Annotated in this window: 7 protein-coding genes; 5 read left to right on the top strand and 2 right to left on the bottom strand. The window is 73.7% G+C overall.

Annotation, left to right across the window (positions count from 1 at the left end; translation table 11 throughout):
- Positions 1-46: 46 nt before the first annotated feature.
- Positions 47-2,350 (bottom strand): RIO1 family regulatory kinase/ATPase domain-containing protein, encoded by a 2,304-nt coding sequence (locus tag D7W81_RS10895; RefSeq protein WP_120555282.1) that lies wholly within the window; start codon positions 2,348-2,350, stop codon positions 47-49.
- Between the two features lie 296 nt (positions 2,351-2,646).
- On the opposite strand from D7W81_RS10895, the gene D7W81_RS10890 reads away from it, so the two are divergent.
- Both D7W81_RS10890 and D7W81_RS10885 read left to right on the top strand, forming a co-directional pair.
- On the top strand, positions 2,647-3,393 hold the full coding sequence (locus tag D7W81_RS10890) for a L,D-transpeptidase family protein (RefSeq protein ID WP_120555281.1): 747 nt from the start codon (positions 2,647-2,649) through the stop codon (positions 3,391-3,393).
- Between the two features lie 67 nt (positions 3,394-3,460).
- The gene (locus tag D7W81_RS10885) at positions 3,461-4,960 is read left to right on the top strand and encodes an amidase (RefSeq protein WP_120555280.1); all 1,500 of its coding nucleotides are present in this window, start codon (positions 3,461-3,463) and stop codon (positions 4,958-4,960) included.
- Position 4,961: 1 nt separating this feature from the next.
- Here the strand turns inward: D7W81_RS10885 and D7W81_RS10880 are convergent, their stop codons facing one another.
- Positions 4,962-5,810 carry a TonB C-terminal domain-containing protein gene (locus tag D7W81_RS10880; protein ID WP_244227125.1) on the bottom strand — a complete coding sequence of 283 codons (849 nt, stop codon included), beginning with the start codon at positions 5,808-5,810 and terminating at the stop codon, positions 4,962-4,964.
- A 605-nt stretch (positions 5,811-6,415) separates the two neighbouring features.
- Between D7W81_RS10880 and D7W81_RS10875 the strand changes: the two genes are divergently transcribed.
- From D7W81_RS10875 to D7W81_RS10865, 3 genes are all read left to right on the top strand, one after another.
- Entirely contained in the window at positions 6,416-9,550 is a 3,135-nt protein-coding gene (locus D7W81_RS10875) for a tetratricopeptide repeat protein (protein ID WP_120555300.1), read from the top strand.
- A 112-nt stretch (positions 9,551-9,662) separates the two neighbouring features.
- Positions 9,663-10,529: an NAD-dependent protein deacetylase gene (locus D7W81_RS10870; RefSeq protein WP_120555279.1), complete on the top strand. Its 867-nt coding sequence runs from the start codon at positions 9,663-9,665 to the stop codon at positions 10,527-10,529.
- Positions 10,530-10,683: 154 nt separating this feature from the next.
- Positions 10,684-12,702, top strand: a complete 2,019-nt coding sequence (locus D7W81_RS10865) for a protein kinase domain-containing protein (protein ID WP_120555278.1) — start codon at positions 10,684-10,686, stop codon at positions 12,700-12,702.
- Positions 12,703-12,725 lie beyond the last annotated feature (23 nt).

The following is a 12,725-nucleotide window of genomic DNA, read 5'->3' as shown; positions in this document are numbered from 1 at the left end:
GACCAGGTCGAGCGGTGCGCCGCGGACGGGAGCCCCTTCCGTGAACCTAGGAGGAGCCCGTCTCAGGGTTCGAGGACGAGGCCGCGGGCGGACGGCCCACGTAGCTCACCTGGGGCGCGGAACCCCGGGACGGACGTCCCGAGCCGCGCTCCGGGCCCTGACGGGGCATCCGAGGGCCGTTGTTGGGCAGGTTGCCGCGCGCCTCTCGGGGGCCCGGGCCCCGGCCATTCTGGCGCGGCTCGCCGTCCTGCGGGGGGGCGCCGTCCTGGAAGGAGCCGTTGTTGCGCGGAGGCCGCCCGTTCATCCGGGGGCCGCCGTTGCGCGGCTGTCCATTCGCGCGGGACTCCTCGGGCGGTTGCGCCGGCGTGCCGTTCATCCCGGCCTCGTCATGTCCGTGCCGCGCCGGGGCTTCCTCCGCCCGGTCGCCGCCGTTCCGGCGGAGCTGCCCGTTCATGCGCGAGTCGTCCTGACGGGGCCCGTCGTTCTGCTGTGGCCGGCCATTCGCGCGCCACTCGGTGCGCGGCGCCCGGCCGTTCTGACGCGGCGACTGCGCGTCCGGGCCGGACTCACCGCCAGCCGGCTGCCCGTTCAGGTCCTGCTCACCACCGCGAGGCTGGCCACCCTGGCGCGGTTGGCCATTCAGGCCCTGCTCACCACCGCGAGGCTGACTACCCTGGCGTGGCTGGCCATTCAGGCCCTGCTCACCACCACGCGGCTGGCCATTCTGGCGCGGCTGCCTGTTCAGGCCCTGCTCGCCGTCGCGGGACTGGCCGTTCTGCCGCGGCTGCCCGTTCAGGCCCTGCTCGCCGCCACGGGACTGGCCGTTCATGCGCGGCCCGTTCTGCCGCTGCGGTGCCTGGCCATTCTCGCCGTGCTGCTGGCCGTTCATGCGTGGCTGCTCGTTCAGGCCCTGCTCGCCACCAGGGGGCGGACCGTTCCGCCTCTGCTGACCATTTTGCCGCTGGGGCTGACCGTTCTGCCGTTGCTGGCTGTTCTCGCCGTGCGGCTGAGCGTTCTCACCGTTCGGCTGGCCGTTCATGCGCGGCTCGCCGTTGGGCGAACGCGGCGGACGTCCATCACGGCGCGGTTCATTGCGCGGATTGCCGTTGCGAGGCCCGCCCTGCTGCGGCCGGCCGTTCGTGCGCGCATCGGCCTGCGCCGCCGGAGGATTCGCTGCCGCCTGCGCCGGAGCAGCGTTGCGCGGCGCCCCCTGCTGCGGACGCCCGGGGTTGCCGTTGGGCCGGTTGTTGTTGCCACCGCCCTGCGCCGGACGCGCTCCCGCGTTCTGCTGCGGCCCCGCGTTCCCGGGCCGGGGCGCATTGCCGGTGCGCGGCGGCGGCTTGCCACCGAACCCACCACCCCTCCGGCGACCATCGCGCGGGCTCGACGTGACGACGGGCCGTCCGCGCTCGCCGCCACCCTGGCGCAGCACCAGTGCCTCCAGCGCGCGCAGCTCCGCCTCCTCCGCGCTGAGCCCTTCCTCCACCTCCACCGCCACGGGCGCCGGAGCGGGACGGAACTCGTTGCGACGGGGCTCCTCCAGCGGGAAGCGCTCCTGCCGGGCGCCCTGACGGCCCGCGCCTGCCTGCTTGCGCGGGGGCTCGCGGAACGCTCCCGACGGCACGAACTCCGGCGTCAGGTCGCGCCGCACGTACGCGTTCCAGATTTCACCCGTGTCGCCCGCGCGGCCGTCCAGCCGGGGCGAAATCCCCGCCAGGAACTGCCGCACGTTGTCCAGGTCGCGGCGGAAGTAGAACTCCGCCTGGCTGTTGCGCGCCGCCGCCACCGTCTGCGGAAAGTCGATGATGGTCGCGCCGGACCCGCTCATCAGGATGTTGTAGGGCGACAGGTCCCCGTGAATGAGGTCCGCGCACAGGGTGCGAATCACCTGGGCCCGCAGGTCCATGTAGAGGGCCTCGGCCTCCTCGGGCGTCTGGGGCGGGGCCTCCACCAGCCGGGGCGCGGGCTGGCCTTCCGCGTCCCGCACCAGTTCCATCAGGAGGATGCCTTCGTAGAAGAGCACCGGCGTGGGCACGCGCACCCCTTGCGCGTGCAGCTTGTAGAGCGAGTCCGCTTCCGCGTTCTTCCACGCCTCTTCCGCGGCGGCCTGCCCGAAGCGGCTGCCCTTCTCCATGGCGCGGCGGGTGCGCGAGTTGCGCACCTCACGGCCTTCCTTGTAGCCGGAGTTGTTGCGGAAGTTGCGCTCGTGGCGCTCCTTGTACAGCTTCGCTGCGACGATCTGGCCGGCGTGCTGGACGAGCCACACCTCCGCCTCCTTCCCCGTCTTCAGCTGGCCGATGACGGCGTCAATGATGCCGTCGGCGAGGAGGGTCTCGAGGGAGTCATTCATTCTTAGGCAAAAGGCCGGAACGGCACGGGGCGGGGAGCTTCAGTCGATGCGCACACCGGCGGCCCCTGCTCGCCTTGATGCACGTTGGAGATGAGAACATCTGGCGGCCCCTGGTTTCCATCGCCGTCACGCTGAACGTCGCCCAGAAGGCCCACGAACCGCTTGCTAGCAGCTTGGGAAGCAGGGGGCCAGGGGTGCCCACGGGCCGGTATCCTGTTCGCCGGCCACCCCTGCCCGGGGACCGGCTTGACGTCCGCCAGCGTCCAACCGTTTTTGACCCAAGGAGCATTCCGCCCATGAAGACCCTGCTCGCCTGGGGTGTCCTGTTGGCCTCGCTGTGCGCGCACGCCGAGGACCGGGTCGCCGGGGCCCGGAAGCGCCAGACGGCCGGCCTGGTCCAGGAGTTCAAGGCGGCCGGTGTCGCCTGGCCCCCGGAGGAGCTGTACCTCCGGGCCTTCAAGGTCGAGCGCGAGCTGGAGGTGTGGGCGGGGCGCAAGGGCCAGCCGCTCGTGAAGGTGCGCACCTTCCCCATCTGCGCGGCCTCCGGCGAGGTGGGCCCCAAGCGGGCCCTGGGCGACCTGCAGGTCCCGGAGGGCTTCTACACGGTGGACCTCTTCAACCCGAAGAGCGCCTACTACCTGTCGATGCGGGTGAACTACCCGAACGCGCTCGACCGCAAATGGGGCGCCGCGAACCCCGGGGGCGACATCTACATCCACGGCGACTGCGTGAGCATCGGCTGCCTGGCCATCCAGGACGAGCCCATCGAAGCGCTGTACCTCATCGTCTCCGAGGCCCGGGCGCGCATGGGCCGCGACGTGCCGGTGCACATCTTCCCACGCCGCATGGACGCGGCGGGGCTCGCGGCGCTGGAGGCACTCGAAGGGGTCCCCGACGCGTACAAGGCCTTCTGGCGCGGCCTGGAGCCGGGCTACCGCCTCTTCGAGGAATCCCGCCGTCCTCCACGCGTGAAGCTGGACACGGCCGCGTCCGCCTACGTCGTGACGCCCGCCCTCCAGGTCCGGGAGGCCCGGGCGCGGTGAGGAGCTGGTAGAACCCTGGCCTCGAAAACAGGTGCCGCCGGGGCCGGCCCGCGGGGAGCCAACGCACATGGAATCGACTGTCGCGCCGCGGGAACCGGGCGCCTCCGGGGGCGCGCGAGCGCTCGCGTCCCTCACGACCACGGAGCTGGCGGCGGCCCTTCGCGAGCGTCACGTCAGCGCCGTGGAGGTGCTGGACGCCTTCCTCGCCCGGGCCCGGCGGCTCAACCCCGCGCTCAACGCGGTGGTGACGTGGGACGAGGCGCAGGCCCGGAAGCGGGCGGAAGCGGCGGACGCGGCGCTCTCACGGGGCGAGCTGTGGGGCCCGCTGCACGGCGTGCCCTTCACGGTGAAGGACGCGTACAGCACCCGGGGGCTGCGCACGACGTCCGCCCACCCGGCCCTCGCGGAGTACGTGCCCGCGCGGGACGCGACCGTGGTGGCCCGGCTCCAGGCCGCGGGGGCCATCCTCTTCGGCAAGACGAACCTGCCGCCGTTCGCCGGGGACTTCCAGACGGACGGGCCGCTCTGGGGCCGGACGAACAACCCTCACGACCTGGGGCGCACGCCGGGCGGTTCCAGCGGCGGCGCGGCGGCGGCGGTCGCGGCGGGGCTCACCCCCTTCGAGGTGGGCAGCGACATTGGCGGCTCCATCCGGCAGCCGGCGCACTACTGCGGCATCGTGGGCATCAAGCCCACGGAGCACCGCGTCTCCACCTTCGGCCACATCCCGGACCCGCCGGACGGGCCGCGCCACGTGCGCCACATGGCCTGCGCGGGGCCGCTGGCGCGCTCGGTGGCGGACGTGCGGCTCATCCTGTCACTCATCGAGGGGGCGGATCCGCTCGCCCCGGAGGTGCCGCCCGTCGCGCCGCTGGGGGCCGCGAAGCCCCGGGCGCTCAAGGGCCTGCGGCTGGCGTGGGCGGACACGCTGGGCCCCTTCCAGGCGGACCGGGAGACGCGTGAGCTGTTCCAGCGCTTCACCGCCGCCGCGCGTGCGCAGGGCGCCGTGGTGGAGCAGGCGGTGCCCGCGGGGCAGGACTTCACGGACCTGGTGGAGGTGTGGGGGCTGATGGAGGGGGGCGAGGTCGGCGCGCCCCTGTCTCCGCCCATTCGCGAGGGCTTCCGGGGGCAGTTCCTTCCGCTGGAGCGCGACCTGCTGGCGAAGGCCATCGTCCAGGGGACGCGCATCGACATGACGGGTTACGGCGCGGCGCTGTCCCGGCGGGACGGGCACATCGCGCTGCTGGAGGACTTCCTGTCCGGTTGGGACGCGTGGCTCGTGCCGGTGGCGATGACGGCCGCGCCGGTGCACACGCCGTTCGGCGCGCCGGTGGAGGTGGACGGGGTGCCTCGCCAGTACCTGGAGGCCTTTGGCGGGTTCACCTGCCTGTTCAACGCGACGGGGAGCCCCGTGGTGGTGTTCCCCATCGGGTGCACGCCGGCGGGCCTGCCGGTGGGGGTGCAGCTCGTGGGGCGGCGGTGGGCGGACGGGGCGCTGCTCGACGTGGCGGAGGCGCTCCTTCCGCTGGGCGGCGGCGTGCGGTGGCCCCCGGCGTTCACGCCCTGAGTCAGTAGACGCGCAGCAGGCGCGAGCGGCATTCGAAGTGCGGGTTGCGCACGTCGATGACGTAGACCTCGCCGGTGGTCTCATCGAAGTTCCCGGCGAGGAGGCCCACGGCGGCCAGGGCGGCGAGGTAGACGTTGTCCGTGCCCTTCTTCATGTCGCTGACCTTGCGCGCGTAGATGACGCGGCCCTCCACGGCCCACACGCTGCGGATGCCGTCGGTGTGCACGCCCATGGCGTCCGGGGGCGGCGCGGGGAACTTCCCCAGCGCGGGCGGAACGGACTGGAGCACGTAGTCGTCGTAGGCGCGGTTGCCGCTGCGGCTGATGAGCTTCACCTCACGCAGCACGCCGTCCGGGCCCTGGAGCAGCTCCAGCGTGACGACGAGCTTCATGGTGCTGACGCCGTGGGCGAAGTCCTGGAGTTCCTCGCCCGCCTGGCTGAGCCCGCGCAGGCGGTTGTAGCCGGGTTCGTCGCGGGCGCGCTTCGCGACGAGCTCTCCCGGCTTGGGGGGCTGGCGGGGCCCGGGCATGCTCCCGGGAGAGCCGGTGGCACCGAATTGCCGGGCCTTGTCCGCGTACGCGTACAGCATCTGCTTGGGGAAGCTGGGCATGTCGAAGAGGGGCGGTTCGTCCATCTGCTTCTCCAGCTGCGCGCGCAGCTGGCCGAAGTAGGGGTGGACGCGGCCGGTGTCCACGCGGTCCCGCGCGCGGCGTTCGTCGACGATGCCTTGCACGCGCTCCGACACGAGCGCTTTCTCGTCGGCGAGGCGTGACTCCGCGGACAGGCTCGGGTCGCCGGGGCGCAGGGTGCGGCCTCCGCCCCGCGAGCTCTCCGGCGTCGTGATGATCACCCCTCCGGACCTCAAGCCCGGAGTGGGAAGCAGGTTCGAGGGCAGGGTGCCCGGAGGCTGTGCCCGGGGAACATCCACCGTGGGCCGGTCCGCGTCTGGAACAGGCTCACGCGTCGCGGTCACCGGGGGAGGTAAGGGCTCGGGGGCTGGTTCGTTCCTCGGTGGCTCACGCGTCGCTACGGGAGGGCGCGGCGTGGGAGCACGCTTGGGAGGCTCACGCGTCGCGATGCCCGACGGTGGCGAGGCGGGCGCCTGGACCGGCGGTGACGGGGCGGTGACGGGGAACGAGGTGATGATCTCCACCTCGACCGCCTTCCCGCGCGGCCGGGCCTTGCGTCCGGTGGAAGACGGCGCCGCCCACAACAGCCCGAAAATCAGGACGTGCAGCGCCAGGGATATCAGTCCTGCCCATCCGAGACGTCGCAGCCGCCGCATGCTCGGACGCTTCCAGAAAGGCCCCTCTGTCACAACCAAACTCGGGGATGCGTTGGCGAACCGACTTCCCACACGCCGGGCAGGCGACCCTCCAACCCCTGGAACGTCCCCAGGGTGACTCGACGCAAGCCGCGACACCTGCTGTGCTGGCTCCCATCCGCGTGCCTCCCATGCCCCTCGCCTGTCTGGACGAACCCACGTTCATGGACCTCCTGCTCGGGACGCTGCCTCCCGACAGGGCCGCGCTCGTCGACGAGCACCTGGACACGTGCCCCTCCTGCCGGCGCATGGTGTCCGAAGCGCTGAAGGTGCAGCCGCCCGCCACCCCCGGGTCCGTACTGGAGGCTCCGGAGGAGGAGGTCCTCGACAGCCAGCTGGCGACGCTGGCCGTGGACCCCTGGCGTGGGAAGAAGCCGCGCCTGCGCCTGCCCACGCCACCGCTCGCGCGCGGCACGGCGGTGGGCCGCTACCTCATCCTGGAGATGCTGGGCGTGGGCGGGATGAGCGTCGTGTACGCCGCCTATGATCCGGAGCTGGACCGCCGCGTCGCGCTCAAGCTCCTCCAGGTGGAGGCGCTGGGGCTGGGCGCGGAGGCCGGCCGCACGCAGGTGCTGCGCGAGGCGCAGGCCATGGCCCGCGTCTCCCACCCGCACGTCGTCTCCGTCTTCGACGTGGGCACCTTCGGCCGGCAAGTGTTTCTGGCCATGGAGCTGGTGGACGCGCACACGCTGCGCAAGTGGGAGCACGACGGTCCGCACCCGTGGCGCCAGGTGGTGGAGGTGTTCCTCGCCGTGGCCCGGGGGCTCGCGGCCGCGCACGCGGTGGGCGTCGTGCACGGCGACGTGAAGCCGGAGAACATCCTCATGGGCCAGGACGGCCGTGTGCGCGTCACCGACTTCGGCCTGTCGCGCATCATGTCCGGCGCCGTGGCCCCGCCGGTGACGCCCGGGGGCCTGCCCCATCCGCGCGCCATGGAGGGCGGCACGCCCGCGTACATGGCCCCGGAGCAGTTCCCGCCCGAGGAGCGCACCGACGCGCGCAGCGACCAGTTCGGCTTCTGCGTCGCGCTCTACGAAGGTCTCTACGGCGAGCGCCCCTTCGCGGGCGCCACGGTGGAGGAGCTGTCCCAGGCGGTGCACGCGGGGCGCGTGAAGAGCGTGCCCCGGCACTCGGGCGTGCCGCAGTGGCTGCGCCGGGTGGTGGTGAAGGGCCTGTCGGTGAAGCCCGAGGACCGCCACGCCTCCATGGAGGCGCTCATCGCCGCGCTGGAGACGGACCCCGCGGCGCGCCGGACGCGGCGGCTGCGCGTGGCCGGTGCGTCGCTGCTGCTCCTGTCGGCGGTGGGCCTCACGCACGTCCTCCACGGCCGCGACGCCACGGGCTGCGAGGGCGCCGCGCGCGCCCTGGACGGCGTGTGGGACGCCCCCCGGCAGCAGGCGGTGGAGGCGGCCTTCGTAGGCACCGAGCGCCGCTTCGCGCACGATGCCTTCCGCCACGTGCGCCGGGGGTTGGACGCGTACACCGCCGCGTGGGTGACGACGCGCACGGCGGCCTGCGAGGCCACCCGCGTGCGGCACGAGCAGAGCGAAGCGGTGATGGCGCTGCGCATGCGCTGCCTGGACGCGCGGCTGGCGGACGTGGCCGCGCTCACGCAGCTGTTCACGCAGGCGGATCCGGACCTCGTGGAGCGGGCGCCCCGCGCGGTGGAGGGGCTGGCGCCGCTGGCGGGCTGCTCGGACGTGGAGGCGCTGACGTCGCGGGGCCACTCCTCGCCGGACGACGCCGCCGCGAGGGACCGCACCATCGCGCTGCTCCAGGCGCTCGTGGACGCGAGGGCCCTGCGCGCCGCCGGCCGCTATTCGCAGGGCGTGGCGCGCGTGGAGCCGGTGGCCCAGGCCGCGCGAGTCGCGGGGGACTGGGCCGGCGCCGCGGACGCGCTGCTGCTGCTCGCGGAGCTGAAGGACGGGGCCGGGGACTACCGGGGCGCGGAGGCCACGGTGCTCCAGGCCGCGTGGACCGCGGAGGCCGGCCGCAATGACGACGCCGCCGCTCGCGCGTGGACGCTGGCCGTGCGCGTGACGGGCGAACGCCTGGACCACTACGCACAAGGGCAGCAGGCCGCGGAGCGCGCCAGCGCCGCGGTGGAGCGGCTGGGCGGCAGCAGGGAACTGGCCGGCGCGCTGGCCATGAACCTGGGCCGGCTGTTGTCGCGCCAGGGCCGCTACCCGGAGGCCCACGAGCAGCTCACCCGCGCGCTGTCCTTCCTGGAGAAGCGCTTCGGTCCGGAGGCCCTGGAGGTCGCGGACGTGCGCGTGGAGCTGGGCACCGTGCGCCGCTCGCAGGGGCGCGCGGAGGAGGCCCTGGGCCTGTACGAGCGCGCCCTGGGCACCGTGCGGGGTTCGCTGGGGCCGGAGCATCCGGACGTCGCGCGCATCCGCCTGGAGCAGGCCAGCGTGCGCTGGCAGCAGGGCGACTTCGTGCAGTCGGAGCGGCTGGCGCGGGGCGCGCTGGCGCTGCTGGAGCGCTCGCTGGGAATGGACCACCCGCAGGTGGCGGACGCGCTCAACAGCCTGGCGCTGGCGCTGCAGTACCAGGGCAAGCGCGAGGAGGCGCTGCCCCTGTACGAGCGCGCCCTGCGCATCGCGGAGACGACGGAGGGCCGCGACAGCTCCACGGTGGCCATCATCGTCAACAACATCGGCACGCTGCTGGTGCACATGGGCCGGCTGGAGGAGGCCACCCAGCGCTTCGCCACGGCGCTCGTGCAGGTGGAGAAGAGCCTGGGCCCGGACCACCCCACGCTGGCGCTGGTGCTCCGCGGCATGGGCCAGACGCTCAGCTACCGCAACCAGCCGGCCCAGGCGCTGCCGTACTTCGAGCGCGCCGCCGCGCTCCAGACGTCCCTGCCAGACGACGTGAACGGCGGTTGGACGGGGGCCCTGGTGGACCTGGGGCGCACGTACATGGTGCTCGGCCGGCCGCGTGAAGCGCTGGCCCCGCTGGAGAAGGCCGTCACGGGCTGGGAGCGCGCCCGTCCGCGTCCGGCGGAGGGCCCCGCCGCGCGCTACATGCTGGGCCGCGCGCTGTGGGACGCGAAGCAGGACCCGGCCCGCGCCGTGCGGCTCGTCGCCGAGGCCCGCCAGGAGGCCGCCGCGCTTCCGGACGATGAGTCCTCCGTGCCGGAGCTGCGCCAGGCAATGGACCGGTGGATCGCCAGGCTGCCCCCCAGCGCGCGCAGGGACCTCAAGGCCGCCATGGCCACGCCGAAGCCCGCGGACCCCGCGCGGGATGCGCTCACCCGGTGAAGGCCTTCTCCGGCGAAGCGGCGCCCGAAAGCCGCCAGCCGCCCCCCTCTCCGACGGGCGGCACCACGGCCTCCGGGCGGGCACGAAGAGCCCCCGTTATACGGAGCGTGGAATGACGCCCCTCTCGGACCCCCCTGTCGACGCCCTTCCGCCCGAAGCGGGCGTGGAGGCCCTGACCTCGCTGCTGCGTGGACGCCGCGTCGTGGTGCTCACCGGCGCCGGATGCAGCACCGAGTCCGGCATCCCCGACTATCGCGGCCCGGAGACGCGCCACAAGGTGCGCAACCCCATCCAGCACCGCGAGTTCCTGCACAAGCCGGACGTGCGGCAGCGCTACTGGGCGCGCAGCCTGCTGGGCTGGCCGCGCTTCACCTCCGCCCGTCCCAACGACGCCCACTTCGCGCTGGCCGCGCTGGAGAAGGCGGGCGTGGTGCCCGGCCTCATCACCCAGAACGTGGACGGGCTGCACGCCGCGGCCGGCAGTGAGCGCGTGCTGGAATTGCACGGCGCGCTGTCGCGGGTGCGCTGTCTGGCGTGCGGCGCGCAGGAGCCCCGCGCGTCACTCCAGGCGCGGATGCTGGGCCTCAACCCGGACTTCGCGCACGCCGTCGTGGAGCTGCGTCCGGATGGCGACGCGGAGCTGCCGCCGGAAGCGGTGGAGGGCTTCCACGTCCCCGCGTGCACGCGGTGCGGCGGGACGCTGAAGCCGGACGTGGTCTTCTTCGGGGACAACGTCGCGGCGCCGCTGGTGCAGGACGCGTTCGCGCTGGTGGAGGAGGGGGATGCGCTGCTGGTGGTGGGCTCGTCGCTGACGGTCTACTCCGGCTACCGCTTCGTCACCCGCGCCGCGGAGCGGCACATGCCCATCGGCATCCTCAACATCGGGGAGAGCCGGGGCGACGGCCTGGCGGATGTGCGCGTGGAAGCGAGAGCGGGCGACGTCCTGCCCCGGCTCGCGCAGGCGCTGACGCCCACCTGAGGTCCCCCTCCCACACCGGGCGTGCGGCCGGGCCCCGGAGCTCTGGGGCGGCGGCACCGAATGGGCACGCCGGGAGAGGGGACAAGTGTGCCATCATTCCCGGCTTCGCAAGGCACGTGCGCCAGGCCGTGCCCGGGACGGAGACACAGGGCTGATGGACACCGGGCGCCCGCTGGGCGGCAGGTACGCGCTGGAGCGCAGGATTGGCGGCGGTGGCATGGGCGCCATCTGGCGGGCCGTCGACCTGCAACTCCAGCGGCACGTGGCCCTCAAGCTCATCGCTTCGGACGTCGTGGCGCGCACGCCGGAGGCCCACCGCCACTTCGAACAGGAAGCGCAGGCCGTGGCCCGGCTGCGCCACCCGCACGTGGTGCAGGTGCACGACTCCGGCGTGGACGGCGGCATGCCGTACATCGTCATGGAGCTGCTGGAGGGCGAGGACCTGGAGACGCGCCTCACCCAGCAGGGGCGCCTGTCCCCGGCGCGGGTGGCCGCGCTCGTCACGCCGGTGGCCCGGGCCCTGGCGGCGGCGCACGCGGCGGGGCTCGTCCACCGCGACCTGAAGCCCGCCAACCTCTTCCTCGCCCACGTGGACGGCGAGGAGGTGGTGAAGGTGCTCGACTTCGGGCTCGCGCGCTCACTCTTGCCCACCGCGGCGCCCGCACAGGCCGAAGGGCTCACGGGCACGCTGCGCTACATGAGCCCGGAGCAGCTGCGCGCGGATCCGGACCTGGACGCGCGTGCGGACCTCTGGTCGCTCGCGGTGGTGCTCTACCGCGCCCTCACCGGGCAGTTCCCCTACGGCCCCGAGTCCGTGGGCGGCCTCCTGCGCGGCACCTTCCATCCGCCCGCGGTGGCCGTGTCGCAGTTGGTGCCGGAGCTGGGGGCCAGCGGTGACGCCTTCTTCCAGCGCGCGCTGCACCCGGCGCTCGCGCAGCGCTTCACCTCCGCGCGGGAGCTGGCCGCGGCCTTCGTCGCGCTGGTGGAGGCGGGCCGCGCGGCCCAGGCGGCCACGGTGCTGGTGGTGGACGACGAGCCGGACGTGGAGCTGCTCATGCGCCAGCGCTTCCGCCGGCACGTGCGCGACGGCGTCTACCGCTTCGTCTTCGCGCGCGACGGCGAGGAGGCGCTGGAGGCGCTGCGCCAGCACCCGGACACGCACGCGGTGCTGTGCGACCTGAACATGCCGCGCATGGACGGGCTCACCTTCCTGTCGCGAGTGGGGGAGGTGGATCCGCTGGTGAAGGTGGTCATGGTCTCCGCTTACGGCGACATGCCCAACCTGCGCACGGCGATGAACCGGGGCGCGTTCGACTTCCTCGTGAAGCCGGTGGACCTGGACGACCTGGAGTCCACGCTGGCCAAGACGGTGCGCCACGTGGCGGAGCTGCGCCGCGCGGTGCGCTCCACGGAGGAGAACGCGCTGCTGCGCATGTTCGTGCACGGCGGCATCGTGGACCGGGTGCTGCCGCTGGTGCGCGGCCCCGGAGTGCTCGCGGGCGAGCAGGTGGACGCCACGGTGGCCTTCCTGGACGTGGCGGACTTCACCGCCGTCACCCGCCAGCACTCCCCGGAGTCCGCGCTGCGCCGGCTCAACGCCAACTTCGAGGTCATCCTCCCGGAGCTGGAGTCGCGCGGCGGCGTGGTGGACAAGTTCCTGGGCGACGCGGTGATGGCCGTCTTCCAGGGCGAGGGCCACGTGGCGCGCGCGCTGGACGCCTGCCTCGCGGTGAGGCAGCGGCTGCAAGGGCTGGCGTGGAGCGGCGGCGACGCCTCCCCGTACGCCCACGGCCTCTGCATGGGCGTGGACACCGGGCCGGTGGTCTCTGGCAACGTGGGCGCGGCGGGACGCGGACGCATGGATCACACCGTGCTGGGCGACGTGGTGAACACCGCGGCGAGGCTCGCCACCCTGGCGGCGCGCGACCAGGTGCTGGTGAGCGAGACGCTGGCCGCACGGCTCCACGACGCCTTCGACTGCCGGCTCGCCGGAGAGCGGCACCTGCCGGGCCCCGGAGGCCAGCCGCTGACAGTCCGCGAGGTGGTGGCGCGCCACGGCAGCCAGTCCGCGTCCTCCGCCGACCGCACCTCCGAACAGGTGGCCCCCGCCGTCCTGGAAGCGCCCGCCTCCACGCCCCGAGCGGAGGCCTTCACGGCCAAGGGGCGCACCTGAGCCCCGCCGTCTCCACGCGGTCC

This window comes from Corallococcus aberystwythensis, assembly GCF_003612165.1.
GTDB classification, from domain to species: Bacteria; Myxococcota; Myxococcia; order Myxococcales; family Myxococcaceae; genus Corallococcus; species Corallococcus aberystwythensis.
The sequence above is the reverse complement of the archived record's forward strand: the minus strand, read 5'-3'. Positions and strand labels throughout refer to the sequence as shown.

Excerpts from the sequence above, each read along its gene's own strand:
- D7W81_RS10895 (WP_120555282.1), bottom strand. The coding sequence starts at position 2,350 with ATGAATGACTCCCTCGAGACCCTCCTCGCCGACGGCATCATTGACGCC.
- D7W81_RS10890 (WP_120555281.1), top strand. The coding sequence starts at position 2,647 with ATGAAGACCCTGCTCGCCTGGGGTGTCCTGTTGGCCTCGCTGTGCGCG.
- D7W81_RS10885 (WP_120555280.1), top strand. The coding sequence starts at position 3,461 with ATGGAATCGACTGTCGCGCCGCGGGAACCGGGCGCCTCCGGGGGCGCG.
- D7W81_RS10875 (WP_120555300.1), top strand. The coding sequence starts at position 6,416 with ATGCCCCTCGCCTGTCTGGACGAACCCACGTTCATGGACCTCCTGCTC.
- D7W81_RS10870 (WP_120555279.1), top strand. The coding sequence starts at position 9,663 with ATGACGCCCCTCTCGGACCCCCCTGTCGACGCCCTTCCGCCCGAAGCG.
- D7W81_RS10865 (WP_120555278.1), top strand. The coding sequence starts at position 10,684 with ATGGACACCGGGCGCCCGCTGGGCGGCAGGTACGCGCTGGAGCGCAGG.